Source organism: Rathayibacter sp. Leaf299, from assembly GCF_001423055.1.
GTDB lineage: Bacteria > Actinomycetota > Actinomycetes > Actinomycetales > Microbacteriaceae > Rathayibacter > Rathayibacter caricis.
In genome coordinates, this window is the sequence record NZ_LMNT01000001.1 from 801,498 (window position 1) to 828,214 (window position 26,717).

Consider the following 26,717-nt stretch of genomic DNA (forward strand, 5'->3'; position numbering starts at 1 on the left):
GAAAGGACGAAACGATGACGTTTCCCACGAAGGGCCGCACGCTCCGGCGTCTGGGCTCCGTGACCGCAGCGGCGGTCGCGTTCGCGCTCGTCGCGACCGGATGCTCCGCCGGCGGCGACTCCGACGCGGGCTCCGGCTCCGAGGGCGGAGGGGACGCGAACTACGCGATCACCTTCCTCCCCAAGAACCTCGGCAACGCCTACTTCGACACCTCCGACGCCGGAGGCGAGAAGGCGATCGAGGAGTTCGGCGGCAGCTACGCCGAGGTCGGGCCGTCGGAGGCCACCCCCGACGCCCAGGTCTCCTACATCAACACGCTCACGCAGCAGGGCGCCGGAGCGATCGTCATCTCGGCGAACGACCCGAAGGCGATCTGCGACGCGCTGAACGAGGCCCGCGACAACGACGTGAAGGTGGTCACCTTCGACTCCGACACGAACGCCGACTGCCGCGACCTCTACATCAACCAGGCCACGGCCGAGGGCATCGCCAAGGCGCAGGTCGACCTGATCACCGAGCAGATCGGCGACTCGGGCGAGATCGCGATCCTCTCGGCGTCGGCCAACGCGACGAACCAGAACACCTGGATCGAGCTGATGCAGGAGGAGCTCGAGGCCAATCACCCCGACGTCACGCTCGTCGACACCGTCTACGGCGACGACGACGACCAGACCTCCTTCGACAAGACGGCGGCGCTGCTGCAGTCGCACCCCGACCTCAAGGGCATCGTCTCGCCCACCACGGTCGGCATCGCGGCGGCCGCGCGCTACCTCTCGACCTCGGACTACAAGGGGAAGGTCGCGCTGACCGGTCTCGGCACGCCGAACCAGATGCGCGAATACGTCGAGGACGGCACCGTCACCGCGTTCGCCCTGTGGAACCCGGGAGACCTCGGCTACCTCGCGGCCTACGCGGCGAAGGCCCTGATCGACGGCGACATCACCGGCGAGACCGGCGACTCGTTCGAGGCGGGCGACCTGGGCACGTTCGAGGTGGGCGAGGACGCGACCGTGCTCCTCGGCGACCCGTTCGTCTTCGACTCGGAGAACATCGGCGAGTTCGACTTCTGATCCTCGCCTCCTGTGCAGCGGGCCTTCGCGATCCTCGGATCGCGGGGGCCCGCTGCCGTCAGCCGAGGTCGATCAGCAGGTCGTCCCCGTCGATGTGGACACGCGCATCGGAGTAGTGGGCGATGCGGGGCAGGCCCTCGGTGCTCGGGCTCTCGTGCCCGCCGACCACGACGACGCGCATGCCGGCGGCGAGGCCCGCGCGGACGCCCGCCTCGGCGTCCTCGAAGACGACCGCGTCGGTGGCGAGGACGCCCAGGCGCTCGGCGGCGGCGAGGTAGCCGTCGGGGGCGGGCTTGCCGTGCAGGACGTCGTCGGCGGTGACGACGACGTCGGGGGAGGGGACGCCGGCGGCCGCGAGCCGGCCGGCGGCGAGGGCGGGGCTCGCCGAAGTGACGAGGGCGACGCGCGTGCGGGGCAGGGCCGCGAGGAACGCGACGGCGCCCGGGATCTCGACCGTCCCCTCCGTGTGCTCGAGCTCGTACTCGTTCAGCTCGGCCACGATGCCGGCGACGTCGCTGCCGGGCGGGGCGAAGCGGCGCACGCTGTCCTCGGCGCGCACCCCGTGCACGGAGGCGAGGATCATCGCGCGGTCGAGGCCGAAGCGGTCGGCGAAGGAGCGCCAGATGGTCTCGACGACCGCGGTCGAGTCGACCAGCGTCCCGTCCATGTCGAAGAGGGCGGCGCGGGCGCGGATCAGGTGCGGCATGCCTCCATCCTGGCGGAGGAGGCGCGCGCGGCTCAGACCAGCCGGTTCTCGTACGCGTGCACGACGATCTGGACACGGCTGCGGAGCCCCAGCTTCACCAGGATGCTGCGCACGTGCGTCTTGACCGTGGCCTCGCTGATGAACGACGCTCCGGCGACGGCGGCGTTGGTCAGGCCCTTGGCGACGAGGGCGTAGATCTCGCGCTCCCGCGGCGAGAGGGCCGCGAGGACCTCCTCCGGTCGGCGCTCGCCGTGGACGTGCGCGAACCGGCGGACCAGGGCGTCGGCGGCGACGGGCGGAGCGTCGCCCGCGGCCACGGCGCGGACCGTCGCGAGCAGCTGCTCCGGCGTCGCGTCCTTCGTGAGGAACGCGCTCGCGCCGGCGCGCAGCGAGCGGAACACCGCCTCCTCCTGCCGGAACGTCGTCAGCACGATCACCTGCGGACCGCTCGTGCGCTCGGCGCCCTCGCCCCCGGTGATCCGCCGGGTCGCCTCCAGCCCGTCGAGAAGCGGCATGCGGATGTCCATCAGCACGACGTCGAGCGGCTCCCGGTCCACGAGCGCGAGCGCCGCCTCGCCGTCGTGCGCGGTGCCCGCGACGACGAGGTCGGGCTGCGACTCGAGCAGCATGCGGAGGCCGTGCACGAACAGCTCCTGGTCGTCGACGACGGCGACGCGGATCGTCGCGCTCACGCGTGGGCCTCGCGGCGCTGCAGGGCCGCGGTGGTGGTCGGCAGGAACGCGGTGACGAGGAAGGACCCGTCCGGGTCGGGGCCGGACGTGAGCCAGCCGCCCGCCAGCCGGGCGCGGTGCTCCATCCCGGCGAGGCCGAAGCCCCGACGGGCCGGGAGCGCGGCGGGGGCCGCGCCGCCCGGGCGGCTCGCGACGGCGAGGAGGAGGCCCGGTCCGTCCCAGGTGAGCGAGACGGAGGCGTGCGGCCCGGTGCCGCCGTGCTTGAGCACGTTGGTCAGGCTCTCCTGCACGATGCGGTAGACGGCGAGCTGCTGTGCGGGCGCCAGGTCGGCGGGGTCGCCGAGCTCGCGCAGCTCGACCTGCACTCCGGTGCCCTCGAAGCGCCGGACGAGTTCCGGCAGATCGGCGAGCCCGGGCTGGGGTCGGTCGGTCTCCTCGGTGAGCCCTTCGATCAGGCCCCGGAGGTCGACGAGTGCCGACCGGGACGTCTCGGCGATGCGCAGGAGAGAGGTCTCGGTCGATCCGCTTCCCGCCTCCGCCTCCGAACGCCGGAGGAACCGCGACCCGTCGGCCAGCGCGATCACCACGGCGAGGGAATGCGCCAGCACGTCGTGCACCTCCTGCGCGATCTCGCTGCGCTCCTTCAGCGCCCGCAGCTCGTAGCCCGCGATGAGCAGCTCGCGCTCGGTGCTCTCGATCCGCTCGCTCGCGGCCTCGGTGCGCGCGGCGAACTGGAGGGCGGTGCCGGCCGTCCAGCAGACCGCCCAGAGCAGCGCGTGCACGGCGGTGAGGCTGAGCGCCCAGCCGAGCGCCAGCTGCGGGTGCTCGAAGGTCTCGCCGATGCCGATCCAGCTGAGCCAGCCCGCCGAGAAGACGAGCGAGAAGCCCACGGCCGTCGACCACGCGACGCCGACGAGCAGGGCGCCCCAGCGCAGGCGCGTGCCGGCCCGTCGGGCGACCGCGAACGCCACGATCAGGGAGCCCTCGAGGATCGGCCAGGTGGTGGAGTCGGCGCCGGGCAGGCGGACGAGCTGCAGGAGCGGGACGGCCAGGACGAGGGCGAGGGCGACGGACGGGCGGATGGTGCTGAGGCCGATCGCGAGCGCGACGGGTCCCAGGAGCACCGCGAACGCGAGAGCGGCGCCCGGAGCGGCGAGCCGGCCGATCTCGGCGGTGATCCAGAACGCGGCGAACAGCGCGGCCAGCAGCGGGGCGAGCGCGACGAGGAGCGGACGGGAGCGGCGCGGCGTGGACATGGCCTCACCGTAGGCGAGCACCGCCGCGTCGCGCCCTGCCCGGGGCCCGATCTCCTCCCTCCTGATGAGGCCCGCCCTCATCGCCCTCTCATCGGATGCTCGCCGGGCACGCTCAGTTCGCCGCGGGCTCCGCGACGCTAGCCTTCAGGAGGACTGCGGGCAGGGAGCCCGACGGGGATGCGGAGAACGCCATGACCGACGAGAACGAGAACACGGCGGCCGGGTCGACCGCGGGCGGCGGCGAGGCGCAGGCCTCGTCCGGACCGCGGGCCGGCTGGTACCCCGACCCCGCCGGATCGCCGCGGCAGCGCTGGTGGGACGGGACCGGCTGGACGGACTCGCTCCGCGACGCCCCGGCGGCGACGCCTCCCGCACCGCCCGCCGCGCCCGTGACTCCGCCCGCGCCGCTCTACGGGCAGACGTCGAGCGGGCAGTCGACGACGTACGGGCAGTCGGCCTCGGGGCAGTCGGCCACGGGGCCGGCGGCTCCGGGACCGGTCGCCCCCACCGGTGGCTACGGCCAGCAGGCGCCGGGGGAGCAGCCGCGGTACGGCCAGCAGGCGCCGGGGGAGCAGCCCCGGTACGGTCAGCAGGCTCCCGTGCCGCAGGAGCCGTCGGCGCAGCAGCCCGCGCAGCAGAACCCGTACGCGCCGCAGAACCCCTACGCCCAGCAGAACCCCTACGCCGCGCAGACCCCCGCTCAGCCCTATGCCTCCGCGCCCTCGCGCCCCGCGCAGCAGCCTCGCGACACGAGCATCGTCAGCGCCACGCCCTGGATCTGGGTCGTCGTCCTGCTGCCGCTGCTCTCGGCCCTGTCGGTGCTGCTGCTCCCGCCGAGCCTCGTCGTCGAGTCGGCGATGAGCTCGGCCTACGGCACGACGTCGTCGATGGGTGTCTCGACCGCCTACCTCCTCGGCCTCGGCGCGGTGCAGGTCATCGGGTTCCTGATCTACGCGGCCGAGGTCGTCTTCGCGTTCCTCGACTGGCGGCAGCTGAAGCGCGCCGGGATCCAGCGCCCGTTCCACTGGGCGTGGGCGTTCCTGGCCGCTCCGTACGTGTACGTCATCGGCCGCAGCGTCGTCGTCAAGCGCGTCACCGGCGGCGGCCTCCTGCCGCTCTGGATCTTCCTCGGCGTCGTCGCGGTGACGTTCCTCATCGTGATCATCTGGACCGGCGCGCTCTTCTCGGAGATGATGACGGCCTTCCCCGGCATGGCCTACTGACCCGATGCCGTCCCGGGAGCCGGTCAACGGCGACGTGTCGTTCTGGTGGTCCTCTCTGGGGCGACCGGAGCCGCGGCCCGCGCTCCCGGGGCCGCTGGACGTCGACGTCTGCATCGTGGGCGCCGGCTACACGGGCCTCTGGACGGCCTACTACCTGAAGAAGGCCGCTCCGGATCTGCGGATCGCGGTGCTCGAGCAGCGCTTCGCCGGTTTCGGGGCGTCGGGCCGCAACGGCGGCTGGCTGACGAACGAGATCACCGGAGGCGTCTCCTCCTACGCCCGCAGCCACGGCCGGGAGGCGGTCGACCGGTTCCAGCTCGCGGTCAACGAGACGGTCGACGAGGTGATCCGGGTCGCGGCCGCCGAGGGCATCGACGCCGACATCGTCAAGGGCGGCGAGTACCAGGTGGCCCGCGGTCCGGCGCAGAAGCGGCGCCTCGAGGCGACGGTCGCCGCCGCCCGGGCCCGCGCCCACACCGACGTCGAGCTGCTCGACGCGGCGGAGGCGTCGGCGCGGATCGCCGTGAGCGGCACCTCGGCCGGCATGTGGCACCCGCACTGCGCCAGGATCCATCCCGCGAAGCTCGCGGCGGGACTCGCGTGCACCGTCGAGGCGCTCGGAGTCGTGATCCACGAGGACACCCGGGTCGACGAGATCCGCCCCGGAGCCGCCGTCACGGCGCGCGGAACCGTCCGCGCCGACATCGTGCTGCGCGCCACCGAGGGCTTCACCGCCGAGCTCGCCGGTCACCGCCGGGAGTGGCTGCCGATGAACTCCTCGCTCGTCGCGACCGAGCCGTTGCCGCCCGCGGTGTGGGACGAGCTCGGCTGGGCGGGACGCGAGACGCTCGGCGACTTCGCGCACGCCTACATGTACGCGCAGCGCACGGCCGACGACCGCATCGCGATCGGCGGCAGGGGAGTGCCGTACCGCTACGGCTCCCGGATCGACGTCGACGGGGTGACCGACCCGCGCACGCTCCGGATGCTGCGCGGGATCCTCGAGCGCTTCTTCCCGGTGCTGGAGGGAATGGGGATCGACCACGTGTGGTCGGGCGTTCTCGGAGTGCCGCGCGACTGGCACGCGACCGTCGGTCTCGACCGCGCCACGGGGCTCGGCAGGGCGGGCGGCTTCGTCGGCACGGGGGTGACGGCGACCAACCTGGCCGGGAGGACCCTCCGCGACCTGGTGCTCGGCGAGCGCACCCCGCTCACGGAGCTGCCGTGGGTCGACCACCGCGTGCGGCGCTGGGAGCCGGAGCCGCTGCGCTGGCTCGCGGTGACGACGCTCTACACGGCGTACGGCCTGGCCGACGGCGCCGAGGCCCGGGGGAGGGCGACCACCTCGCCGCTGGCGAGCCTGGCCGACGTGGTCGCCGGACGCTCGCACTGAGCCGCGGCCGCCGCTACGCCTCGCCGCGCTGGATCAGCCGCGACAGCACGATCGCCGAGCGCGTGTGGTCGACGTTCGGCGCGATCCGCACCTTCTCGAGGGCGAGCTCGAGGCTCGGGATGTCGCGCGAGCGGATGTGCACGATGGCGTCCGCGGAGCCGGTGACGGTGCCGGCGTCGACGACCTCGGGCACCGCCGAGAGGATCCGGCGCAGCTCGTCGGGGGCGACGGTGCCGCGGCAGAACAGCTCGACGTACGCCTCCGTCGCCATGCCGTCGACCGCGGGATCGACCTTGATGGTGAAGCCGCGGATCACGCCGTCGGCCACGAGGCGGTCGACGCGGCGCTTCACGGCGGAGGCGGACAGCCCGACCACCCCTCCGATGTCGCCGTACCCCGCCCGGGCGTTCTGGCGCAGCAGATCGAGGATCTTCCGGTCGATGTTGTCCATGCGTCGAGCCTAGGGCGGGAGGACGGAGCGGGCGCTCCGGGGAAGGGTAGCCTTGCCTTCGCACCCCCGCTCGAGCAGAAGGAGGACCCCGTGCCCGCTCTCCTCGACGAGCTGGGGTTCGTGGAGCTGCTGGCGGCCCTCTTCGCCATCGTCTTCCTCCGTGCGCAGGCCACCTACTGGCTGGCGCGCGCGATCGCGGCGGGAGTCGCCTCCCGCCGGTGGGGCCGGTGGCTGGAGTCCCCGGCGATGCGGCGCGCCTCCGCGGTGCTCGCCCGGTACGGAGCGCCCGCCGTCACGGTGAGCTTCCTGACGGTCGGATTCCAGACGGTGGTCAACGCCGCGGCGGGTGCGGCGCGGATGCGCTGGCTCGTCTACCTCCTCGCGATGATCCCGGGCTGCGCCGCCTGGGCGCTGATCTACGCCACGGTCGGCTTCGCCGTGCTCTGGGCCGTGATCGGCGCGGCGGCCGGGTCTCCCGCGGGGATGGCCGTGCTCGCGGTGCTCGTCGCGGCGGTGGTCGTGAGCGTGGTGCTCCTGCGCCGGCGGGGCTCCGTCCGCTCGTCGCGCTGAGCGGCTGCCGTCGCGGTCGGGGGCGCGCCCGCCTCCGTTCGCGACCCCTCCGACCGGTTCGTCGGCCCCTCTGGCGAAAACCCACGCCCGGCTATATAGTTGCTCTTGGTCAATAGTTGACCCCGGTCAACTAGAACCACAGATCACACTCGAGGAGCCGTATGTCCCGCGCACAGCGCACCGTTCCGGAGGCCTCCGCCCCGGACCACCACACCCCCGCAGGCCCCGACGGGGCCATGTCGCACCGTCAGGTGCTGGAGTCGCTCAGCGGCCTGCTGCTGGGCATGTTCGTCTCGATCCTCGCCGGCACGGTCGTCTCGACCTCGCTGCCGCTGATCATCTCGGACCTGAAGGGCGACCAGAACGCCTACACCTGGGTCGTCACCGCGACCCTCCTGGCGACCACCGTCTCGACCCCGCTCTGGGGCAAGTTCGCCGACCTCTTCAACCGCAAGCTGCTGATCCAGCTCGCCCTCGCGGTCTTCGTCCTCGGATCCGCGGCCGCGGGCTTCTCGCAGGACACGAACATGCTGATCGTGTTCCGCGTCTTCCAGGGCCTCGGCGCCGGCGGTCTCGCGGCGCTGAGCCAGATCATCATGGCCGACATCATCAGCCCCCGGGAGCGCGGCAAGTACGCCGGCCTCTTCGGCGGAGTGATGGCCGTCGGCACCGTCGGCGGCCCCCTCCTGGGCGGCGTCGTCACCGACGCGTTCGGCTGGCGCTGGAACTTCTTCATCGCGCTGCCCGTCGCCATCGTCGCGATCGTGCTGCTCCAGGTGACCCTCCGCCTCCCCGCGCACCCCAAGCGCACGGTGAAGATCGACTACTTCGGCGCGGTCCTGATCGCCGCGGGCGTGTCCCTCCTCCTGATCTGGGTCTCGCTCGCCGGCAAGAACTTCGAGTGGGCCTCGTGGGAGACCGCGCTCATGGTCGGCGGCGCCGTGGTGCTGCTGGTGGCCGCGGTGATCGTCGAGCTCACGGTCGACGAGCCGATCATCCCGATGGGGATGTTCAGGAACCGCACCTTCAGCCTCGCGGTCGTCGCGAGCGTCTCGGTCGGCGTCTCGATGTTCGGCACCGCGGTGTTCCTCGCGCAGTACATGCAGCTCTCGCGCGGAGCGACGCCGACGCAGTCGGGTCTGCTCACCATCCCGATGATGGCGGGCCTGCTGATCGCCTCGACGATCTTCGGCGGCATCATCTCGCGCACCGGCAAGTGGAAGGCGATCATGGTCTCGGGCGGCGTCCTCGCGGTCGTCGGCACCTACCTCCTGAGCACGCTGCGCTACGACACGAACCTGGTGCTCGTCGGGATCTACATGGCCGTCCTCGGCGCCGGCCTGGGCATGCTCATGCAGAACCTCGTCCTCGTCGTGCAGAACTCGATCGAGGTGAAGAACCTCGGAGTCGCCACCAGCGCGGTCACGTTCTTCCGCAGCCTCGGCGGCACGATCGGCGTCTCGGTCCTCGGCTCGATCCTCGGCACCGTGATCGCCGACCGCATCGGCAGCGGCGTGGCCGGCCTCGAGCCCGCCGATCAGGCGCTCGCCGCCCAGACGCTGGGCAGCGGCACGATCCCGCAGGTCGCCACCCTGCCCGAGCCGCTCCGCATCGTCGTCGAGAGCGCCTACGGCATCGGCGTCGGCGACGTGTTCCTCTTCAGCATCCCGCTCGCGATCATCACCCTGATCGCCGTGATCCTGCTCCCGAACGTCGATCTCGGCACCAAGAACGCGATCCAGCTGAAGTCGGAGCCCGGTGCCCCCGCCGCCGGCTCGACCCGCGTGGTCGAGGACGCGGAGGACGCGCTCATCGCGACGGCCGACGGCCAGGCGGGCCTGCGTCCCGTGGGCCAGGCGAGGCCGACCGGCTCGATCGACGTGGTCGAGCGCCGCTGATGACTCCCTCGGGAGTCCTCGACGCCGCGCCGGGATCCGTTCCCGGCGCGGCGTCCCCGCGCGCGCTCGCCGAGGTCGAGGAGCAGATCACGGCGCTCGCCGTGCAGGTGCGCAGCGCCGTGCGCGACGCCGCCGCCGCGATCGACCCGTCGCTCCCTCCGTTCGGCCTGCGGCTGCTGCGGATGCTGGAGCGCTGCGGCCCGGTCCACGCGAGCGTCGCCGCCGAGCGGCTGGGCGTCGACCGGAGCGCCATCAGCCGACAGGTGCGCCAGCTCGCCGAGCTGGACATGGTCGAGATGACCGTGGACCCCGACGACGGGCGCGCCCGCTTCCTCGCGCTGACGGCCCTGGGCCGCGAGCGCATGGCGCACCTCGGCGGCGAGCAGCGCCAGCGGATGCACCGGGCCCTGCGCACCTGGCCCGAGGAGGACCTGCTCGCGTTCGCCGGCTACCTCGAGCGGCTCACGACCGCGGAGTAGGCGGCGGAGGCCGTCGCGCACCACGGTCATGCCCCCCACTCCGGCCGGCCCTCGGGTTAGGGTGCTGGGATGCTCCCTCTGACCGAGGACGCGGTGCGCGCCTCCTTCGTGAACGCCTCCCGCAAGGAGGTCGCCGACGTCTCGCTGCCGGTCGGCTTCGACTCCCTCGACTGGGACTCGATCGACCTCCTCGGCTGGCGCGACAAGAAGATCGGGCGCCGCGCCTACGTGGTGGTGCCGATCGACGGCCGGGCCGTCGGGGTCCTGCTGCGGCAGGCCGACGCGCTGCCCCGCTCGCGGGCGCAGTGCTCGTGGTGCCGCGACACGCGCCTCCCCAACGACGTCGTCTTCTTCGGTGCGCGCAAGGCCGGCGCGGCCGGGCGCTCGGGCGACTCGCTCGGCACGCTCGTCTGCGCCGATTTCCAGTGCTCGGCGAACGTGCGGGCGCGGCCCCCGATCGCCTACGTCGGCTTCGACGTCGAGCAGGCGAAGGCCGAGCGGGTCGAGACGCTGCGCGCGAAGTCCGCCGGCTTCGTCCGCGAGGTGCTCGCGACGCAGTGAGCGGCGCTCAGCGCCGAGTGGAGGCGCGCACGTGCATCCGCTCGCCCTGGCGCCCGAACAGCGACAGGAACTCGACCGGCTTCTCGTCGGCCCGGCCGAACCAGTGCGGCACCCGGGTGTCGAACTCGGCCGCCTCGCCGGCGGGCAGCACCAGGTCGTGCTCGCCGAGTCGCAGCCGCAGCCGTCCGCTGAGCACGTAGAGCCACTCGAAGCCCTCGTGGGTGCGCTGCTCGAGATCGTCGACGGGCGGTGCCAGGGGCCCGCCCGGGATCGTGTGCTTGAACGCCTGCAGTCCGCCGGAGTCGCGGGTGAGCGGCTGGATGAGCATCCCGTTCCGCCGCATCGGGCGCCCGTGCACGCGCGGGTCCTCGGGCGCCGCGCCGACCAGCTCGTCCAGCGGAGCGCCGAGTGCGCGGGCGATCGGCAGCAGCAGCTCGAGCGTCGCACGCCGGCCCCCGCTCTCGAGCCGCGAGAGGGTGCTCGCCGAGATCCCGGTCTCGGCCGAGAGCGAGGCGAGGGTCCGGTCGCGGCGCAGGCGGAGTCGGCGCAGTCGCGGTCCGACGGCGGCCAGCACCTCGTCGTCGGAGGGTCGGGAGTCGTCGGGCATGCTCCGAGACTGGCAGAAGAACCGCGCCGTCGTGCCGGAACAGCACGGATTCGCGACACCGGCTCCCGGGCGGCGCACTCTCGATCCATGACACGCACCCCCGCCCCCGCCGACGTCCTGATCCTCGGCGCCTCCTTCGCCGGCCTCGCCGCCGCCACCGCCCTCGGCCGCAGCCTCCGCGACGTCCTCGTCGTCGACGGCGGCCCTCCGCGCAACGCCCCGGCGCCCGGCGCGCACAACGTCCTCACCCGCGACGGCACCGCGCCGACCGAGCTCGTCCGCCTGGCCCGCCTCGAGGCCGAGGGCTACGGCGCCCGGGTCGTCACCGGGCGGGTCGTCAGCGCATCCAGCACCGGCGAGGCCGTCTCGGCGACCCTCGCCGACGGCACCGTGCTGCACGCCCGGCGGCTGCTGCTCGCGACCGGAGTCGCCGACCGGCTCCCCGCGATCCCCGGCCTCGCGCCGCGCTGGGGCCGCGACGTGCTGCACTGCCCGTACTGCCACGGCTTCGAGGTGCGCGGGCGGAGGATCGCCGTGCTCGGCAGTGGATTCGCGCCGCACCAGGCGCAGATGTTCCGCCAGCTGAGCCCGCACGTCTCGATCCTGCTGAACGGCGTCGAGGCGCCGACGGGGGAGGAGGCGCGCGGACTCGCCGCCCGCGGCATCGCGCTCGTCGGGGGCGCGGTCGAGGAGGTCCGCGTGGAGGACGACCGCCTGGTCGGCGTCGTGATCGACGGGACGCTCCTCCCGCTCGACGCGCTCGTCGTCGCCCCCGACGTCTCGGCGCGCCTGCCCGCCGGACTCGGTCTCGAGCTCGTCGACCACCCCTCCGGCGTCGCGCGCCACCTCTCGGCCGACCCGATGGGGCGCACCGGAGTCTCCCGCGTCTTCGCCGCCGGCTCGCTGGTGGAGCCGATGTCGCAGGTGATGGCGGCGGCCGCCGACGGTCTGCGGGTGGGCGCCGCGATCAACTACGACCTGATCGAGGAGGAGATCGCCGCGTCGCTGCGCGAGCACGCCGCCTAGTTCACCTGGCCTCAGCGCCGCCGGTACTCCAGCTCCGGCCGCCCGGGCGAGCCGTAGCGGGGAGCGCGCTCCGCGACTCCGGTGTCGGCCAGGTGCTCGAGGTAGCGCCGAGCCGTGACCCGCGAGACGTCGAGGCGGGTCGCGAGCTCGGCGGCCGACAGCCCGACCTCGCCGAGCAGCGCGGTGACGGACTCGAGCGTCTGAGCCGACAGGCCCTTCGCCAGACCCGGTGCGTTCGAGGTCCGCAGCGCCGCGAACGCGCCGTCGACCTCGTGCTGGCTCGCGACGGCCGAGCCGTGCAGTCGCCCGCGGTAGGAGCGGTAGCTGGCGAGCTTCGCGGCGAACGTGCTGAAGACGAACGGCTTGATCAGGTACTGCACGATGCCCGCGGCGACGGAGGCGCGCACCACGGCCGCGTCGCGCACCGCCGTGATCGCGATCACGTCGACGTCGAGCCCGGCCGCGCGGACGGCCCGGCAGAGATCGAGCCCGCCCATGTCCGGCAGGTTCATGTCGAGCAGGATCAGCGCGATGCCGGAGTCGGCCCGCAGCGCGCGGATCGCCTCGGCTCCGGTGCCGGCGACCGCCGCCACCTCGAACCCGTCGACGCGGCGGACGTAGTCGGCGTGGGCGCTCGCGGTGAGCGGCTCGTCCTCGACGACGAGCACGCGGATCGGGGTCATCGCGTCGCCTCCGCGGGCAGACCGGCGCGCGCCGGCAGTGGCAGCTGGACGGTGAACACCGCGCCGACGTGCCGCGACACCTCGATCGTGCCGCCGAGGCGCTGCACCACCTGCTGCACCAGCGCGAGTCCGATGCCGCGGCCGAACGCGTCCTGCTCCTTCGTCGAGTAGCCGCGCGCGAACACGTCCGCCGTCTCCTCCACTCCGGGGCCGCTGTCGGACACCTGGATCACCAGCTCCTGCTCGCCGCCCGCGCCCTCCGCGTGGCCGAGGTAGACCTCGACCCACGGTTCGTCGGCGCCGTCGGGAGCCGCGGCCGCGTCGAGCGCGTTGTCGATCAGGTTGCCCAGCAGCGTCACCAGGTCGCCGGGCTCGAAGCCCTGCGTGCCCGGCTCCAGGTGCGTCTCGAGGTGCAGCTCGACGCCGCGCTCGCGCGCCTGCGCCGTCTTGCCCAGCAGCAGGGCGGCGATCACCGGCTCCTGCACCGAGGTGATCAGCCGGTCGGCGAGCCGCTGGCTGAGCGTCAGCTCGCCGGCCGCGAACGACAGCGCCTGCTCGGGCCGACCCAGCTCGATCAACGAGGCGATGGTGTGCAGGCGGTTCGAGAACTCGTGGGTCTGCGAGCGCAGGGCGTCCGAGAGGGTGCGCATCGACTCCAGCTCGCCCGTCATCCGCTGCAGCTCGGTGCGGTCGCGCAGCGTGGTGACCGTGCCCAGCGGACGCGCTCCCGGCGAGGCGGCCGGCTGCTCCGTGACCACGAGGATCCGCTCGCGGGCGACGACGAGGCGGTCGGTGACCGGCTCGTCCGAGCGGAGCAGCTCGCGCAGCGCCTCGGGGATGTCGAGGTCGGCGATCGGCACCGGGGTGCGGACGCCCTCGAGGCCCAGGAGCTCGAGCGCGTGGTCGTTCGCGAGCACGAGGCGCCCTCGGTCGTCCACCAGCAGCAGCCCCTCGCGCACCGAGTGGAGCACCGACTCGTAGTAGGCGAACACCTGGCTCATCTGCTCCGGACCGCGCCCGCCGGTCACCCGCCGCAGATAGCGGGCGAGGAGCCAGGAGCCGAGCCCACCGAGCAGGACCGCGCCGAGCGCGCCCCACGCGACGACCTGCACCCGGGCGCCGAAGGACGCGTCGACCGCCTGCAGCGTCACTCCGGCCGAGACCAGCGCGACGATCTCGCCGCTCCCGTCGAGGATGGGCGCGACCGCGCGCACCGACGGCCCGAGCGTGCCCGTGTAGGTCTCGGTGAACGTGCGGCCCTCGAGCGCCGGGGCGATGGTCCCGATGAAGGCCTCGCCGATCCGCTCGCGGTCGCGGTGGGTGTACCGGGTGCGGTCCGGATTCATGATCGTGAGGAAGTCGACGCCCGTGTCGGCCATGATCGCCTCGGCGTACGGCTGCAGCGGGCGCGACGGATCCGCCTCCTGCGTCGACTCGACGACGAACGGGTTGTCGGCGACGGTGCGGGCGACGACGAGGCTGCGCGCGGCGGCGTCGTCACCGGCGCGCCCGCGGGCGTCGACGGCGAGCACGGCGACCGCGGCGGCGGCGATGAGGAGGATGCAGAGCAGCTGCACCGCGAAGAGCCGCGCGGCGATGCTGCCGCGCGGGCCGCGGTCGCGTCGCGCACGCGGGGCGCGCACTCGGGGCATCGCGACCTCCTCGTCACCTCTCGCGGTGGGCGGACCGGGCTCCGGCCGTTCCGCGTGAACAGTATGAACGCAACCGCGCCCCCGGACGTCGGCGGGGCCACCATCGGAACGTTCCGGAGCGCTCACCGCTCCGGCCCCGCACCTCACCGGCACGACGACCAGTCGCACCAGCACCCCGCGAACACCCTCCCTCGACGAAGAGACAGGACACGCTCATGGCGAAGACGCCCGGACGCCCCTCCGACCGGAACGGCACCGACAGGCTCAGCCCCTCGGTCACCCCCGCGAAGACCCGCAAGCGGATCGACCGCAACCACTGGCTGTACATCGCGGTCATCATCGCGGTCGTCGCCGGCGTGATCGTCGGCCTCGTGGCCCCCGCGTTCGCCGCGACCCTCGAGCCCGTCGGCAAGGCCTTCGTGGGCCTCATCAAGATGATGATCGCGCCGATCATCTTCTGCACGATCGTGATCGGCATCGGCTCGATCGCCAAGGCCGCCACGGTCGGCAAGGTCGGCGGACTGGCCCTGGGCTACTTCATCGTCATGTCGACGTTCGCGCTGGCCATCGGCCTGGTCGTCGGCAACATCCTGCACCCGGGCGAGGGGCTCGACATCTCGGGCGCCACGTACGACACGACCGACCTGAAGGCCGAGACCACCGCGGAGTTCGTCCTCGGCATCATCCCCGTGTCGCTGTTCTCGTCGCTGGTCGACGGCAGCATCCTGCAGACCCTCTTCGTCGCCCTCCTCGTCGGCTTCGCGCTGCAGAAGATGGGCGCCAAGGGCCAGCCGATCCTCGGAGCGATCAAGCAGCTCCAGGTGCTCGTCTTCCGCATCCTCTCGATGGTCCTCTGGGTCGCCCCCATCGGCGCCTTCGGCGCGATCGCCGCGGTCGTCGGCAAGACCGGCTGGGGCGCGGTCGTCGCCCTCGCCACCCTGATGATCGGCTTCTACATCACCTGCGCCATCTTCGTGGTCGTCATCCTCGGGCTCCTGCTGCGCATCGTCACCGGCGTCAACATCTTCTCGCTGATGAAGTACCTCGGCCGCGAGTACCTCCTGATCGTCGGCACCTCCTCCTCCGAGGCCGCTCTGCCCCGCCTGATCGCCAAGATGGAGCACCTGGGCGTCTCCAAGCCCGTCGTCGGCATCACCGTCCCGACCGGCTACTCCTTCAACCTCGACGGCACCGCGATCTACCTGACCATGGCGTCGCTCTTCATCGCCTCGGCCACCGGCTCGCCGATGTCGATCTCGGAGCAGATCGGGCTCCTCCTCTTCATGATGATCGCCTCGAAGGGAGCGGCGGGCGTCACCGGCGCCGGACTCGCCACCCTCGCCGGCGGCCTGCAGTCCTTCCGCCCCGACCTGGTCGACGGCGTCGGCGTCATCGTCGGCATCGACCGGTTCATGTCGGAGGCCCGCGCGGTCACCAACTTCACCGGCAACGCGGTCGCCACCCTCCTCGTCGGCACCTGGACCAAGCAGGTCGACACAACGCAGGTCCGCGAGGTCCTCGCCGGCCGCGCCCCGTTCGACGAGGCCTCGCTCGGCGCCGACGACCACGACGCCCCGGCCGCGTCGGGCACCTCGATCACCGAGGGCATCGCGTCGATCAGCGCCGCCGACCGCGCGGAACTCGCCGGCAAGCGCTAGGCGCCGCTCCCGCCCCCACGACGACCGCCCCGTTCGAGGAACCGACCCCCCTGGGTTCCTCGAGCGGGGCGGTTCTGCGTCAGCACGGTGCTCTCATCGCCGCCGCCCCACGCCCAGCAGCGGCAGCGTCACCGTGCACAGCGGGCCGATGAGCACCGCGAACGCGAGGGTGCCGACGCCGACGTTCCCGCCCAGCGCCCAGCCGATCAGCAGCACGGTGGCCTCGACGCCCGAGCGGCCGACCCAGATGGGCAGGCCGGTGCGGCGGTGCAGCCCCGTCATCAGTCCGTCGCGCGGGCCGGGCCCGAGGTGCGCCCCGATGTAGACGCCGCTCGCGACCGCGAGCAGCACGAGACCCGCGGAGAAGAGCAGGATCTGCCCCCAGAGCGTCGAGGGCGTCGGGATCAGCCACATCCCGAGCTCGATCGCGGGCCCCACGGTCAGCACGTTCAGCACGGTGCCCAGTCCCGGCCGCTGCCGGAGGGGGATCCACAGCAGCAGCACGAGCAGGCCGATGATGTTCGTGAGCAGTCCGATTCCCAGTCCGGTGCGGAGCGAGAGGCCCTGCGCGAAGACGGTCCACGGATCCACTCCGAGCGCCGCCCGGATCATCATCGCGTCGGCGACGCCGTAGAGGACGAGCCCGACCATCAGCCGGGGAACGGCTCGGATCCGCCACTGTCCGAGCGGAACGGGAGCGTCGAGGGGCGCCGGGGCGGTGAGGGGGCGGGAGGCGGGCGAAGCGGTCACAGGGGACATCACAGCGCAGGATTGGCCTTCCGCGCGCGGTCCAATCCCACTACCTTGGACGCATGGCTGATGTCCACTTCGGCGTGCGCGCCCTGCAGACCCTCCTCGGCGACTGGCGCGAGCAGCGCGGCACCCGCCCCGCGTACCTGGCGCTCGCCGACCGCGTCCGCCTGCTCGTCATCGACGGCCGCATCCCGGCCGACAGCCGTCTGCCCGCCGAGCGCGAGCTCTCGGCCCGGCTGGGCGTCAGCCGCACCACCGTCGCGGCCGCCTACCGCGAGCTGCGCGAGAGCGGCTACCTCGTGAGCGTCCGCGGCTCCGGCAGCGTGACGCGCCTCCCGGGTGCCGCGGTGCACGCCGTGCCGACCCTGGCGCCCGACTTCCTCGACTTCACCAAGGCGGCGCTGCCCGCCGTGCCCGAGCTGGGGGAGGCCTACGCGCGGGCGGCGCAGAGAGTGCCCGAGCACTTCGACGACGGCTCCTACGACACCGTCGGCCTGCCGATGCTGCGCCGCGCGATCGCCGAGCGATACACGAAGCGCGGCCTGCGCACCGAGCCCGGTCAGATCATGGTGACCATCGGCGCCCAGCACGCGATCGCCCTCGTCGCGCGCACCCTCCTCTCGCGCGGCGACCGCGCCCTGATCGAGGCGCCGACGTACCCGCACGCCTACGAGGCGCTCCGGCTCGCCGGCGCCCGGCTCGTGCCGGTCAACGTCGACGGAGCCGACGGCTGGGACGACGAGGGCCTGATCGCCGCGCTCCGCGGCACCAGCCCGACGCTGGCCTACCTGATGCCCGACTTCCACAACCCGACCGGCCGCTCGATGGCTCCGGAGCTGCGCGAGCGCGCCATCGCCGCGGCCGCGCGCCAGGGCACGGTGATCATCGCCGACGAGACCACCGCCGAGCTCGACATCGACCGGCGGATGTCGCCGCTCCCGTTCGCCGCGTACGGCCCGGAGGGCACGGTCATCTCGATCGGGTCCGTCGGCAAGACGCTGTGGGGCGGGATCCGCATCGGCTGGATTCGCGCCGATCGCGGCACGATCCGCAAGCTCGTCGCGGCCCGCTCGGCCGGTGATCTCGGCAGCCCGATCCTCGAGCAGCTGCTCGTCACCGACATGCTCGGGCGGATGGAGGGGGTGTTCGAGCTGCGCCGCGAGCAGCTGCGCGCCGGTCGCGACCACCTCGAGGCGGCGCTCGCCCGCGCGATCCCGGAGTGGAGCGTCCCGCGCGTCTCGGGCGGCCTGTCGACCTGGGTGGGCCTGGGCCGTCCGGCGAGCTCGCAGCTGGCGCTCGCCGCCCGCACCTTCGGCCTGCTGATCACCGCCGGCCCCCGCTTCGGGATCGACGGCGCGTTCGAGCGCTTCCTCCGCATCCCGATCGGCTACTCGCCCGAGACGACGGACCGCGCGGTCGAGGCGCTCGCCGCGGCGTGGGCGCAGGTGGCCCGGCACCCGGTGGCCGAGACGGGGTACCTCGCGGACGTCGTCTGACCTCCCGACGCTGAGAGCACACCCGCATCATCCTGAGGATCGACGAGTACTCAGTCGGCTGATGAAAGACTCGTGAGGTGCATCTCCTCGCGGTCCTCAGCATGAAGAACCGGGCGCTCATCGCCCTCGTCACCGTCGTCGTCGCCGTGTTCGGAGGTGTCGCGCTCACCGGTCTGAAGCAGGAGCTGGCGCCGTCGATCTCGTTCCCGCAACTCGCGGTCGTGTCCAGCTACCCGGGCGCGGCGCCCGAGGTGGTCAACGACGACGTGTCGACCCCGATCGAGACCGCGATCCAGGGTGTGCCGGGGCTCGAGACGACCAGCGCGACGTCCTCGACGAACTCGTCCCTGATCTCGGCGTCCTTCACCTACGGCACCGATCTCGCCACCGCCGAGCAGAAGATCCTGCAGGCGGTCAACCGCATCCGCAGCACGCTGCCCGAGGGCGTCGATCCGCAGGTCGTCACCGGATCCTTCGACGATCTGCCGGTCCTCCAGCTCGCCGTCTCGAGCGACGGCGACGCCGAGGCGCTCGCGAGCGACCTGCGCGAGAGCGTGATCCCGGACCTCGAGGAGGTCGACGGCGTCCGCGAGGTCGCCCTCGTCGGCGAGACCGCGCAGCGCGTGACGATCACTCCCGACGACGCGCAGCTCGCCGCTGCCGGAGTCACGGCGAACGACATCCGCACCGCGCTGCAGCAGAACGGCGTGCTCGTCGCCGGCGGCGAGGTCACCCAGGACGGTTCGACCTTCTCGGTGCAGTCCGGTCAGAAGCTCGGCTCGACCGACGACATCGCGGCGCTGCCGCTGCTGCCGTCCTCCGTCGGCGCGTCCGCGGGCGCGTTCCCCGCCGCTCCGACCGCAGCGCTGCCGACCATCGGCTCCGTGGCCGCCGTCGCCGTGACGGAGGCGCCCGTCACCTCGATCTCGCGCGTCAACGGCCAGCCCGCGCTGACCCTCTCGATCACGAAGCTGCCGGCCGCCAACACGGTCGACGTCTCGACCGGCGTCACCGCGCTGCTGCCCGACCTCGAGGCCTCGCTCGGCGACGGTGCGACCTTCACCTCGGTCTTCGACCAGGCCCCCTACATCCAGGAGTCGATCGCGGCGCTCGCGCAGGAGGGGGCGCTGGGCCTCGTCTTCGCGGTGCTCGTGATCCTGGTGTTCCTGCTCTCGGTGCGCTCGACGCTGGTGACGGCCATCTCGATCCCGACGTCGGTGCTGATCACCTTCATCGGCCTGCAGACCGCCGGGTACACGCTCAACATCCTCACCCTCGGCGCACTGACCATCGCGATCGGCCGCGTCGTCGACGACTCCATCGTCGTGATCGAGAACATCAAGCGGCATCTCGACGCGGGGGAGGAGCGCGCGGGCACCATCGCGCGCGCCGTCCGCGAGGTCGCCGGAGCGATCACCGCCTCGACCATCACGACCGTCGCGGTGTTCCTGCCGATCTCGTTCGTCGGCGGCACGACCGGCGAGCTCTTCCGTCCGTTCGCGCTGACCGTGACCATCGCGCTGCTCGCCTCGCTGGTGGTGGCGCTCACGATCGTCCCGGTGCTCGCCTACTGGTTCCTGCGCCCCTCGAAGCGCCCGGGCATCCGCGAGGCCGCGCGCGCGGCGCTCGACGAGGAGCGCACGGCGGCGGGGGAGATCCCCGTCGCACCTGCGCCTGCGCGGGAACCGCTGCCGGAGTCGCCCCCGCACGGCCACCGCTCCGCTCACGCCGCCCCGCGCCCGGCCTCCGCGCTCCAGCGCGCCTACGGTCCGATCATCGCGTGGACGCTCAAGCACTCCGTCGTCACGGTGCTGCTCTCGCTGCTGGTCCTGGTCGGCACCGGCGCGCTCTACCCGCTGATGAAGACCAACTTCCTGGGGGCCAGCGGGCAGAACACCTTCACGGTCACGCAGACCGTTCCGGTCGGGCAGAGCCTGGACGCGCAGGACGTCACCGCGCAGGCGTCCAGCACCGCGATCCTCGACGTCGACGGTGTCGAGACCGTGCAGCTCTCGATCGGGTCCTCGGGCGGCGGGCTGCAGAGCGCGTTCGGCGGCGGAGGCGGGAGCAGCATCAGCTACTCCGTCACCACCGACGAGTCGGCCGACCAGGAGGTCGTGCAGTCCGAGGTCCGCGACGCGCTGGGCGAGGTCGCCGACCCCGACGACATCAGCGTCTCGGCCGCGTCCGGCTTCGGCGCGTCCTCGGACATCGAGGTCGACCTGACCACGGCCTCGCAGTCCGACCTGCAGAGCGCGAACGACGCGCTGCTCGAGGCGCTGCGCGGCACCGACGGGATCAGCCAGGCCGAGTCGAACCTCTCCTCCTCCCTGCCCTACATCGCCGTCCGGGTCGACCGGGCTGCCGCGGCGCAGGCGGGTCTCAGCGAGGTGGCGGTCGGCACGATCGTCAGCCAGGCGCTGCAGCCCTCGCAGGCGGGCACCGTCGTGATCGAGGACCGCACGCTCTCGATCTACCTCGCCGACGCGCAGCCGCCGGCGACCATCGACGAGCTCTCGGCGCTCGAGATCCCGACGCTCACCGGCCCGGTCGCCCTGTCGACCCTCGCCGCGGTCGAGCAGACGAACGGTCCGGCGAGCATCACCACCGAGCGCGGTCAGCGCACGGCCACGATCACCGTCACGCCGGAGGGCGACGACCTCGCCTCGGCGAACGTCGCCGTGCAGAGCGCGATCGACGGCACCGACCTCCCCGCGGGCGTCTCGGCCGAGCTCGGCGGAGTGACGGCCGACCAGACCGACGCGTTCTCGCAGCTGGGCATCGCGCTGCTCGTGGCGATCCTCATCGTCTACGTGGTGATGGTCGCGACGTTCCGCTCCCTGCTGCAGCCCCTCCTGCTGCTCGTCTCGGTGCCGTTCGCGGCGACCGGAGCGATCCTGCTCCAGGTGGTCACGGGCGTCCCGCTGGGCGTCCCCTCCCTCATCGGCGTGCTGATGCTGATCGGCATCGTGGTGACGAACGCGATCGTTCTCGTCGACCTCGTGAACCAGTACCGCGAGCGCGGCATGCCGGTGCGCGAGGCGCTGCTGCACGGCACGGAGCGGCGGCTGCGCCCGATCCTGATGACGGCCCTCGCGACGATCTTCGCGCTGCTGCCGATGGCGCTCGGGATCACCGGCCACGGCGGGTTCATCTCGCAGCCGCTGGCCATCGTCGTGATCGGCGGACTGGTGTCCTCGACCGTGCTGACGCTGGTCGTGCTGCCGGTCATCTACAACCTGGTCGAGGGGTATCGTGAGCGGCGGCGTGCCGCCCGCGCCGGGAAGGCGTCGGCATGACGGTCGATCAGAGCTCCACTCCTCCGGACGAGGCGCAGACCATCGGCTCGCGGTGGCGCAGCGGCCCCGAGCGGGCCGCTGCGGCGCTCGCCGAGGTGAGCCCCGAGACCTTCGTCTCGCGCGGCTACCGCCCCGGGGTCCTCCGCCACATCGTGCTCTTCCGCTTCCGCCCGACCGCGCTGGTCGCCGAGGTCGACGCGGTGACCGCGCGCTTCCTGGCGCTCGCCGACGAGTGCGTGCGCGACGGGGAGCCGTACATCGTCTCGATCGAGACCGGGCCGCAGCTCAGCACCGAGGGCGCGGGCGAGGGCTTCGACCGCGCGTTCCTGCTGACCTTCTCCTCCGAGGGCGACCTCAACTACTACCTCGGCCGGCCCGCCGTCGACGGACCGGGTCTCTTCGATCCGGCGCACGACGCGTTCAAGGGTTTCGTCGGCCCGGTGCTGGACACCGCCGGGGTCGTGGCGTTCGACTTCCGACCCGAGCCTTTCGACGCCGGGGCTCTCGCGGGCTGATGGCGACCCCGGACTTCATCCTGAGCCTGCGCGAGCGGGTCGGCACGGAGCTGCTCTGGCTGACCGGTGTGACCGCGGTGATCCTGCGGGGCGGTCTCGACGTGCTCGAGCCGGAGCGCCGGGTGCTGCTCGTGCGCCGCTCCGACACCGGCGCGTGGACCGCGGTGACGGGGGTCATCGATCCGGGCGAGACGGTCGCCGGCACCGCACGGCGCGAGGCGCGGGAGGAGACGGGGGTCGAGATCGAGGTCGAGCGGCTCGTGTGGGTGCACACCCTGCCGCCGATGACCTACCCGAACGGGGACCGCGCGCAGTACCTCGACCACGTCGTCCGCGCCCGCTACGTCTCGGGGGAGGCGCACGTGGCCGACGAGGAGTCGACCGAGGTCGCCTGGTTCGCGCTCGACGCTCTGCCCCCGATGTCCGAGGAGCACCGCGCGCGCATCGAGCGGGCGCTGTCGGAGGATCCGGCCTGCTCGTTCGACTGACGCGGCGCCGCCCGCCGAGCCGGCACTCCTGGGCTCGGACGTGCTGGGCTCAGACGTGCTCGGCTCAGACGTGCTCGCTGACGAGCACCGCGGTCGTCCCCGCCTCGAGCGCGTCGAACACGTGCGGCTCGTCGCCCGGGTACGACAGGTAGTCGCCGACGGAGAGCTCGACAGGGGCATCGGCCGGTCCGGCGAGTGCGCGGCCGGCCGTGAGCACGAGGTGCTCGACCGTGCCGCGGGCGTGCGGGGCGGAGTCGCGGGGCGTGCCGGGCTCGGCGGCGAGCACGTAGAGGTCGCGGCGCGCACCGGGCGGGCAGGCGCTGAGGAGGGTCGCGGCGTAGTCGGCGGTCGCCGACGCCACCCGCGGCCCCTCGCCCGCGCGGATCAGCTGCACCGTGCGGCGCGGCGGCTCGACGAGGTGCGAGAACGGCACTCCGAGCGCTCCGCCGAGGGCCCAGAGGGTCTCGAGGTTGGGGTTGCCCTCGCCCGCCTCGAGCTGCGAGAGCGTCGACTTGGCGATGCCCGCGCGGCGCGCGATCTCGGAGATGCTGAGCCCGAGTCGGGCGCGCTCGCGTCGGAGCGAGGAGGCGACGAGGTCGCGAGGGGTGGGCGCGTCGGCCATGTTTGTCCTAACGGTCGAGCGTTCGGCTTGACGAACGCGTCGCGGGCCTGCACACTATCCCGCGTGACCATTATGACGTCCCTTCGTTCGATCCTCCGAACGGTCGGTGCCGCCGACGGGCGCTCCCTCGGGCTGATCGGGGCGTCGGTCGCGGTGATCGGAGTCTCGTACGGGCTCGGGGCGACAGGCGCCGGATTCCCGCTCTGGCAGATCCTGCTGCTCGCCGTCTCGGTCTTCGGGGCCTCGGCCGAGATCCTCTTCGTGGGTGTCGTCGCGGCCGGAGGCGCCCCGCTGGCCGCCGCGCTCGCAGCGCTGCTCGTCAACGCGCGGGCGCTGCCCTACGGCATGGCCGCGGGCGGCGTCGTGCGCTCCGGGCGACGCCGGCTCCTGGCCGCGCATCTCGCGAACGACGAGACCGTCGCCTTCGCGCTCTCGGGCCGGACCCCGGAGCGCCGCCGAGCGCTGTTCTGGGCGGCGGGCGCGGTCGTGCTGACCGCCTGGCCCCTGGGCGCTCTCGCCGGGGCGCTCCTCGGCGCGGTGATCGCCGACCCGTCGGTGCTGGGCCTGGACGCCGTGTTCCCCGCCGTGCTGCTCGCGCTCGCGCTCCCGGGCCTCCGAGGCGCCGGGACGCTCGCCGCGACGCTGCTCGGCGGAGCGGTCGCGCTCGCGTCAGTGCCGGTCGTGCCGCTCGGGCTCGCTCCGGTGCTCGCCCTCGCGGGCGTCGCGGCCATGGCAGGGCGGGAACGCTCGTGAGCACCGCCGCCGTGACCCTCGGCATCGTCGTGCTCGCGGTCGGCAGCTTCGCGCTGCGGGCGGGCGGGGTGCTGCTGCGCGACCGGATGCCGCTCGGCGACGAGGCGGAGCGACTCGTCGAGCGGGGCACCGTCGTCCTGCTGATCGCGGTCGCCCTGGTGTCGGCGCTGACGGAGGGGGCGGAGCCGGCTCCCGTGTCGCGGGCCGCGGGAGTCGCGGCGGGCGCCGGGGCGGCACTCCTGAAGGCGCCGCTGGTGGTCGTGGTCGTCGTGGCGGCGGGAACGGCGGCGGGGCTCCGGGCTCTGGGGGTGTGACCCGCTCAGACCGACTTCGCGAAGCACAGCGCGGAGTCGTCCCCGACGTGCGCGCCGAAGCCGTCGACCTCCGTGAAGCCGAGCGCCCGGGCTCCGGCGGCGGTCGCCGGATCCGCCGCGTCGGAGCGGAACCGCAGCGTCCGGATCCGCTGGACCCGCGCCCACGACTCGGCCGCGAGGACCAGGCGGCGGGCCACCCCCTGCCGCCGCGCCGCGGGCAGGACGACCAGGCGCACGAGCTCGGCGAAGTCGTCGGGGCCGGGGGCCAGCGCGACGAGCCCGAGGGCGGCGCCGTCCGCTCCGCCCCGCGCGACGAACAGACGCGCGTGCTCGCGGTCGAGTGCGGAGGGCGCTCCTGCGAGGTCCAGCAGCGCGTCGACCTCGGGGGAGCCGGTGCGCTCGAGTCGCACGCTCACGGCCTCCGCGGCGCTCACGAGGTCGGCTCCGCTGCTCCCGCCGGCTCGAGGGAGAGGGTCTGCACGGCCGGAGCGTCGAGGTGCGCGTGCAGGAAGTCGACGATCGTCGAGCGCAGTCCGTCGTCGAGCAGGGCGATGGAGTGCAGCGCGCCCGGGACGACGAGGAGCTCGACCGGGGCGCCGGCCTCCTTCAGGGCGGCGGCGAAAGATGAGGACTGCGAGAGCGACACCCGCTCGTCGGCCGAGTGGGCGATCAGGAACGGGGGCTCGCTGCCGTCGACGTGCGAGATCGGCGACGCCTCCTCGGCCGCGGGGCACGCGGCGAGGTCGGGGCAGTCGAGGTAGGTGCGGACGGCGGCGGCGACGCCCACGACCGGGTCGTCGTCGGCGAGGCCCGCGGCGGTCAGGTCGGAGGGGCCGCTCAGGTCGACGACCGCGGCGAGCTCCGAGGAGGTGTCGTCGTCCGTGCCCAGCAGCGAGGCGAGGTTGCCGCCGGCCGATCCGCCGAACGCGGCGACCCGCTCCGGATCGATGCCCAGCCGCTCGGTCTGCTCGGGGGCGAGGAGCCAGTCGAGCGCGGCCGAGACGTCGTCGATCTGCGCGGGGAAGACCGCGGCCGGAGCGAGCCGGTAGTTCACCGAGACGGCGACGAAGCCCTCGGAGGCGAGCCACTGGCACAGCGGCCGCCAGTTCGCGTCGGCCTTGTCGCCGCGGGCCCAGCTGCCGCCGTGCACGACCAGCACCGCGGGCAGCGGAGCGGAGTCGACGGCGTCGACGGGCGAGCAGACGTCGACGGCCTGGCCGGTCGACTCGTCGTAGACGAGATCGGCGGTGACGGGGATGTCGGAGTACTGCGTCGAGGGTACGGCGCCCGCCGCCTGGGCGATCGGCTCGGAGACCGGAGCCGCGCTCGCGCAGCCCGCGAGGGCGGCGGCGGTGAGCGCGAGGGTCGCTGCGGACAGGGCGAAGGATCGCGGGGTTCGGGAGGTCTCGCGCATGGGTGAGACGAGCGTAAGGGGTCGACGACGCTCCGCCTACAGGACCCCCGCGATCAGGGGGTGCCCGGCCGCGTCAGCTGCTCCAAGCCGGCACCGGCCGGGCCGCGTCAGCTGCTTGCGACCGGGACCGGCGGCTCCTGCGCCGCGGGCTCGACCGGCGCCGGCTCCTCCGCCTGCAGCCGCACGAGCACGACACCGGTGAGGATCAGCGCGCCGCCCGCGAACTGGATCGGCGCGGGCAGCTCGCCCAGGAGCGCCCACGCAGCGACGATCGAGAAGAGGACCTCGGTCAGCCCGACGAACGAGGCGATCCGGGTGCCGAGTCGGGAGCCGCCCTGGATACCGAGGAGGTACGCCAGCACGGTCGACATGCCCAGGATCACCGCGGCCGGCACCGCCCAGGAGACCTCGTTCCCGAGGAACACCACGTCGCCGAAGGTCGCGCGCAGCGGAGTGACGCCGGTCACCCCGAGCAGGAGCAGGATCGCGGCGCCGACGGTCATCGCCCCCGCGGTCAGGGCGATCGGCGGCAGCTCCGGATCGACGCGGCCGGCGATCACGTAGTAGACGCAGAGCCCGAGGGACGCGGTGAGCGCCCACGCGATGCCGATCAGCTCGGGGGTGGACTCACCCGACAGATCGAGCACCAGCACCAGGCCGGCCAGTGCGAGCGCCGAGCCGGCGAGCGTGAAGCGGCCGGGGTGCCTCCGGGTGCGGGCCCAGGCGAAGAGGACGAGGAACACGGGCGCCAGGTACTCGATCAGCAGGGCGATGCCGACCGACATGTGCTCGATGGCGCTGTAGAAGCAGAGCTGCGCGGCCACGACGGCGAAGACTCCGTAGAGCCCGATCGTGCCGAGGTTGCGGCGCAGCACGTGCGCCTTGCCGCGGAGGGAGAGCGCCGCGGGGACCGCGAGGACGAGCGCCGCGCCTCCCGCGCGCCAGAGCACGGCGGCCGAGGGGGTCCAGCCCGCTTCGAGGAGCGGCTTCACGAACGGGCCGCCCAGTCCGAAGGCGGCGGCCGCGGCGAGGGCCAGCACGAGGCCGGAGCCGAGCCGGCGCGGGGGTGCCGTGGTGGTCATCTGCGCGTCCCTCGTCTCGGCCGACCGGTTCAGGAGTCAAACTCGTTATGCTCGTG

27 protein-coding genes are annotated in these 26,717 nt (G+C 73.3%); 15 read left to right on the forward strand and 12 right to left on the reverse strand.

The window, feature by feature from the left end; all coding sequences use genetic code 11:
- Window positions 1-14: 14 nt before the first annotated feature.
- Window positions 15-1,070, forward strand: a complete 1,056-nt coding sequence (gene rhaS / locus ASF48_RS03670) for a rhamnose ABC transporter substrate-binding protein (RefSeq protein ID WP_055786551.1) — start codon at window positions 15-17, stop codon at window positions 1,068-1,070.
- A 58-nt stretch (window positions 1,071-1,128) separates the two neighbouring features.
- Here rhaS and ASF48_RS03675 read toward each other — a convergent pair whose 3' ends face one another.
- The 3 genes from ASF48_RS03675 to ASF48_RS03685 are packed head-to-tail and all read right to left on the reverse strand — an operon-like array spanning window position 1,129 to window position 3,724.
- Window positions 1,129-1,776, reverse strand: coding sequence for an HAD-IA family hydrolase (locus tag ASF48_RS03675; RefSeq protein ID WP_055786556.1), 648 nt, complete (start codon window positions 1,774-1,776; stop codon window positions 1,129-1,131).
- A 32-nt stretch (window positions 1,777-1,808) separates the two neighbouring features.
- Window positions 1,809-2,468, reverse strand: coding sequence for a response regulator (locus tag ASF48_RS03680; protein ID WP_157603036.1), 660 nt, complete (start codon window positions 2,466-2,468; stop codon window positions 1,809-1,811).
- Window positions 2,465-3,724 (reverse strand): sensor histidine kinase, encoded by a 1,260-nt coding sequence (locus tag ASF48_RS03685; protein WP_162238021.1) that lies wholly within the window; start codon window positions 3,722-3,724, stop codon window positions 2,465-2,467. The genes ASF48_RS03680 and ASF48_RS03685 overlap by 4 nt, the downstream gene beginning before the upstream one ends.
- A gap of 191 nt (window positions 3,725-3,915) precedes the next feature.
- Between ASF48_RS03685 and ASF48_RS03690 the strand changes: the two genes are divergently transcribed.
- Window positions 3,916-4,947, forward strand: coding sequence for a DUF2510 domain-containing protein (locus tag ASF48_RS03690; RefSeq protein ID WP_055786563.1), 1,032 nt, complete (start codon window positions 3,916-3,918; stop codon window positions 4,945-4,947).
- 4 nt (window positions 4,948-4,951) lie between these two features.
- Window positions 4,952-6,340 carry an NAD(P)/FAD-dependent oxidoreductase gene (locus ASF48_RS03695; protein WP_055786566.1) on the forward strand — a complete coding sequence of 463 codons (1,389 nt, stop codon included), beginning with the start codon at window positions 4,952-4,954 and terminating at the stop codon, window positions 6,338-6,340.
- Window positions 6,341-6,353: 13 nt separating this feature from the next.
- Here the strand turns inward: ASF48_RS03695 and ASF48_RS03700 are convergent, their stop codons facing one another.
- Window positions 6,354-6,791 (reverse strand): Lrp/AsnC family transcriptional regulator, encoded by a 438-nt coding sequence (locus ASF48_RS03700; protein WP_055786568.1) that lies wholly within the window; start codon window positions 6,789-6,791, stop codon window positions 6,354-6,356.
- A 90-nt stretch (window positions 6,792-6,881) separates the two neighbouring features.
- Between ASF48_RS03700 and ASF48_RS03705 the strand changes: the two genes are divergently transcribed.
- From ASF48_RS03705 to ASF48_RS03720, 4 genes are all read left to right on the forward strand, one after another.
- Window positions 6,882-7,361: a DedA family protein gene (locus ASF48_RS03705; RefSeq protein ID WP_055786573.1), complete on the forward strand. Its 480-nt coding sequence runs from the start codon at window positions 6,882-6,884 to the stop codon at window positions 7,359-7,361.
- Window positions 7,362-7,597: 236 nt separating this feature from the next.
- Complete coding sequence (locus ASF48_RS03710) at window positions 7,598-9,259, forward strand: MDR family MFS transporter (protein WP_055786576.1); 1,662 nt, start codon at window positions 7,598-7,600, stop codon at window positions 9,257-9,259.
- On the forward strand, window positions 9,259-9,738 hold the full coding sequence (locus ASF48_RS03715; RefSeq protein ID WP_055786580.1) for a MarR family winged helix-turn-helix transcriptional regulator: 480 nt from the start codon (window positions 9,259-9,261) through the stop codon (window positions 9,736-9,738). The genes ASF48_RS03710 and ASF48_RS03715 overlap by 1 nt, the downstream gene beginning before the upstream one ends.
- Window positions 9,739-9,807: 69 nt before the next feature.
- Window positions 9,808-10,299, forward strand: coding sequence for an FBP domain-containing protein (locus ASF48_RS03720; protein WP_055786584.1), 492 nt, complete (start codon window positions 9,808-9,810; stop codon window positions 10,297-10,299).
- 7 nt (window positions 10,300-10,306) lie between these two features.
- Here the strand turns inward: ASF48_RS03720 and ASF48_RS03725 are convergent, their stop codons facing one another.
- A complete protein-coding gene (locus ASF48_RS03725) occupies window positions 10,307-10,906 on the reverse strand; it encodes a helix-turn-helix domain-containing protein (RefSeq protein ID WP_055786587.1) in 600 nt (199 codons plus the stop codon).
- 87 nt (window positions 10,907-10,993) lie between these two features.
- Here ASF48_RS03725 and ASF48_RS03730 point away from each other — a divergent pair, with 87 nt between their 5' ends.
- Window positions 10,994-11,932: an NAD(P)/FAD-dependent oxidoreductase gene (locus ASF48_RS03730; protein WP_055786590.1), complete on the forward strand. Its 939-nt coding sequence runs from the start codon at window positions 10,994-10,996 to the stop codon at window positions 11,930-11,932.
- 11 nt (window positions 11,933-11,943) lie between these two features.
- Here ASF48_RS03730 and ASF48_RS03735 read toward each other — a convergent pair whose 3' ends face one another.
- Window positions 11,944-12,615: a response regulator gene (locus ASF48_RS03735; protein ID WP_055786596.1), complete on the reverse strand. Its 672-nt coding sequence runs from the start codon at window positions 12,613-12,615 to the stop codon at window positions 11,944-11,946.
- Window positions 12,612-14,267 carry a sensor histidine kinase gene (locus ASF48_RS03740; protein ID WP_055786599.1) on the reverse strand — a complete coding sequence of 552 codons (1,656 nt, stop codon included), beginning with the start codon at window positions 14,265-14,267 and terminating at the stop codon, window positions 12,612-12,614. The genes ASF48_RS03735 and ASF48_RS03740 overlap by 4 nt, the downstream gene beginning before the upstream one ends.
- A 215-nt stretch (window positions 14,268-14,482) precedes the next feature.
- Between ASF48_RS03740 and ASF48_RS03745 the strand changes: the two genes are divergently transcribed.
- A complete protein-coding gene (locus tag ASF48_RS03745) occupies window positions 14,483-15,925 on the forward strand; it encodes a cation:dicarboxylate symporter family transporter (protein ID WP_055786604.1) in 1,443 nt (480 codons plus the stop codon).
- Between the two features lie 93 nt (window positions 15,926-16,018).
- Here the strand turns inward: ASF48_RS03745 and yczE are convergent, their stop codons facing one another.
- On the reverse strand, window positions 16,019-16,684 hold the full coding sequence (yczE, locus tag ASF48_RS03750; protein WP_442965558.1) for a membrane protein YczE: 666 nt from the start codon (window positions 16,682-16,684) through the stop codon (window positions 16,019-16,021).
- 53 nt (window positions 16,685-16,737) lie between these two features.
- Between yczE and yczR the strand changes: the two genes are divergently transcribed.
- The 4 genes from yczR to ASF48_RS03770 all read left to right on the forward strand — a co-directional run bounded on the left by yczR (window position 16,738) and on the right by ASF48_RS03770 (window position 22,476).
- A complete protein-coding gene (yczR, locus tag ASF48_RS03755; RefSeq protein WP_055786612.1) occupies window positions 16,738-18,174 on the forward strand; it encodes a MocR-like transcription factor YczR in 1,437 nt (478 codons plus the stop codon).
- A 77-nt stretch (window positions 18,175-18,251) separates the two neighbouring features.
- On the forward strand, window positions 18,252-21,473 hold the full coding sequence (locus ASF48_RS03760) for an efflux RND transporter permease subunit (protein WP_055786617.1): 3,222 nt from the start codon (window positions 18,252-18,254) through the stop codon (window positions 21,471-21,473).
- Window positions 21,470-21,988, forward strand: coding sequence for a Dabb family protein (locus ASF48_RS03765; RefSeq protein WP_055786620.1), 519 nt, complete (start codon window positions 21,470-21,472; stop codon window positions 21,986-21,988). The genes ASF48_RS03760 and ASF48_RS03765 overlap by 4 nt, the downstream gene beginning before the upstream one ends.
- Window positions 21,988-22,476: an NUDIX hydrolase gene (locus ASF48_RS03770; RefSeq protein WP_055786624.1), complete on the forward strand. Its 489-nt coding sequence runs from the start codon at window positions 21,988-21,990 to the stop codon at window positions 22,474-22,476. The genes ASF48_RS03765 and ASF48_RS03770 overlap by 1 nt, the downstream gene beginning before the upstream one ends.
- Before the next feature lie 64 nt (window positions 22,477-22,540).
- On the opposite strand, the gene ASF48_RS03775 is transcribed toward ASF48_RS03770, so the two are convergent.
- Window positions 22,541-23,098: a helix-turn-helix domain-containing protein gene (locus ASF48_RS03775; protein ID WP_055786627.1), complete on the reverse strand. Its 558-nt coding sequence runs from the start codon at window positions 23,096-23,098 to the stop codon at window positions 22,541-22,543.
- A gap of 72 nt (window positions 23,099-23,170) precedes the next feature.
- Here ASF48_RS03775 and ASF48_RS03780 point away from each other — a divergent pair, with 72 nt between their 5' ends.
- A complete protein-coding gene (locus ASF48_RS03780) occupies window positions 23,171-23,851 on the forward strand; it encodes an AzlC family ABC transporter permease (RefSeq protein WP_055786630.1) in 681 nt (226 codons plus the stop codon).
- The gene (locus ASF48_RS03785; protein ID WP_055786633.1) at window positions 23,848-24,165 is read left to right on the forward strand and encodes an AzlD domain-containing protein; all 318 of its coding nucleotides are present in this window, start codon (window positions 23,848-23,850) and stop codon (window positions 24,163-24,165) included. Before ASF48_RS03780 ends, ASF48_RS03785 begins: the two co-directional genes overlap by 4 nt.
- A 5-nt stretch (window positions 24,166-24,170) precedes the next feature.
- On the opposite strand, the gene ASF48_RS19255 is transcribed toward ASF48_RS03785, so the two are convergent.
- The 3 genes from ASF48_RS19255 to ASF48_RS03800 form a co-directional block, all read right to left on the reverse strand.
- The gene (locus ASF48_RS19255; RefSeq protein WP_055786637.1) at window positions 24,171-24,599 is read right to left on the reverse strand and encodes a GNAT family N-acetyltransferase; all 429 of its coding nucleotides are present in this window, start codon (window positions 24,597-24,599) and stop codon (window positions 24,171-24,173) included.
- On the reverse strand, window positions 24,596-25,579 hold the full coding sequence (locus ASF48_RS03795; RefSeq protein WP_055786641.1) for an alpha/beta hydrolase: 984 nt from the start codon (window positions 25,577-25,579) through the stop codon (window positions 24,596-24,598). Before ASF48_RS03795 ends, ASF48_RS19255 begins: the two co-directional genes overlap by 4 nt.
- 107 nt (window positions 25,580-25,686) lie before the next feature.
- Complete coding sequence (locus ASF48_RS03800; protein ID WP_055786645.1) at window positions 25,687-26,661, reverse strand: EamA family transporter; 975 nt, start codon at window positions 26,659-26,661, stop codon at window positions 25,687-25,689.
- Window positions 26,662-26,717 lie beyond the last annotated feature (56 nt).

Coding starts and splice junctions, on each gene's coding strand:
- rhaS (WP_055786551.1), top strand. CDS start 15: ATGACGTTTCCCACGAAGGGCCGCACGCTCCGGCGTCTGGGCTCCGTG.
- ASF48_RS03675 (WP_055786556.1), bottom strand. CDS start 1,776: ATGCCGCACCTGATCCGCGCCCGCGCCGCCCTCTTCGACATGGACGGG.
- ASF48_RS03685 (WP_162238021.1), bottom strand. CDS start 3,724: ATGTCCACGCCGCGCCGCTCCCGTCCGCTCCTCGTCGCGCTCGCCCCG.
- ASF48_RS03690 (WP_055786563.1), top strand. CDS start 3,916: ATGACCGACGAGAACGAGAACACGGCGGCCGGGTCGACCGCGGGCGGC.
- ASF48_RS03695 (WP_055786566.1), top strand. CDS start 4,952: ATGCCGTCCCGGGAGCCGGTCAACGGCGACGTGTCGTTCTGGTGGTCC.
- ASF48_RS03700 (WP_055786568.1), bottom strand. CDS start 6,791: ATGGACAACATCGACCGGAAGATCCTCGATCTGCTGCGCCAGAACGCC.
- ASF48_RS03710 (WP_055786576.1), top strand. CDS start 7,598: ATGTCGCACCGTCAGGTGCTGGAGTCGCTCAGCGGCCTGCTGCTGGGC.
- ASF48_RS03715 (WP_055786580.1), top strand. CDS start 9,259: ATGACTCCCTCGGGAGTCCTCGACGCCGCGCCGGGATCCGTTCCCGGC.
- ASF48_RS03720 (WP_055786584.1), top strand. CDS start 9,808: ATGCTCCCTCTGACCGAGGACGCGGTGCGCGCCTCCTTCGTGAACGCC.
- ASF48_RS03725 (WP_055786587.1), bottom strand. CDS start 10,906: ATGCCCGACGACTCCCGACCCTCCGACGACGAGGTGCTGGCCGCCGTC.
- ASF48_RS03730 (WP_055786590.1), top strand. CDS start 10,994: ATGACACGCACCCCCGCCCCCGCCGACGTCCTGATCCTCGGCGCCTCC.
- ASF48_RS03735 (WP_055786596.1), bottom strand. CDS start 12,615: ATGACCCCGATCCGCGTGCTCGTCGTCGAGGACGAGCCGCTCACCGCG.
- ASF48_RS03740 (WP_055786599.1), bottom strand. CDS start 14,267: ATGCCCCGAGTGCGCGCCCCGCGTGCGCGACGCGACCGCGGCCCGCGC.
- ASF48_RS03745 (WP_055786604.1), top strand. CDS start 14,483: ATGGCGAAGACGCCCGGACGCCCCTCCGACCGGAACGGCACCGACAGG.
- yczE (WP_442965558.1), bottom strand. CDS start 16,684: ATGTCCCCTGTGACCGCTTCGCCCGCCTCCCGCCCCCTCACCGCCCCG.
- yczR (WP_055786612.1), top strand. CDS start 16,738: ATGGCTGATGTCCACTTCGGCGTGCGCGCCCTGCAGACCCTCCTCGGC.
- ASF48_RS03765 (WP_055786620.1), top strand. CDS start 21,470: ATGACGGTCGATCAGAGCTCCACTCCTCCGGACGAGGCGCAGACCATC.
- ASF48_RS03770 (WP_055786624.1), top strand. CDS start 21,988: ATGGCGACCCCGGACTTCATCCTGAGCCTGCGCGAGCGGGTCGGCACG.
- ASF48_RS03775 (WP_055786627.1), bottom strand. CDS start 23,098: ATGGCCGACGCGCCCACCCCTCGCGACCTCGTCGCCTCCTCGCTCCGA.
- ASF48_RS03780 (WP_055786630.1), top strand. CDS start 23,171: ATGACGTCCCTTCGTTCGATCCTCCGAACGGTCGGTGCCGCCGACGGG.
- ASF48_RS03795 (WP_055786641.1), bottom strand. CDS start 25,579: ATGCGCGAGACCTCCCGAACCCCGCGATCCTTCGCCCTGTCCGCAGCG.
- ASF48_RS03800 (WP_055786645.1), bottom strand. CDS start 26,661: ATGACCACCACGGCACCCCCGCGCCGGCTCGGCTCCGGCCTCGTGCTG.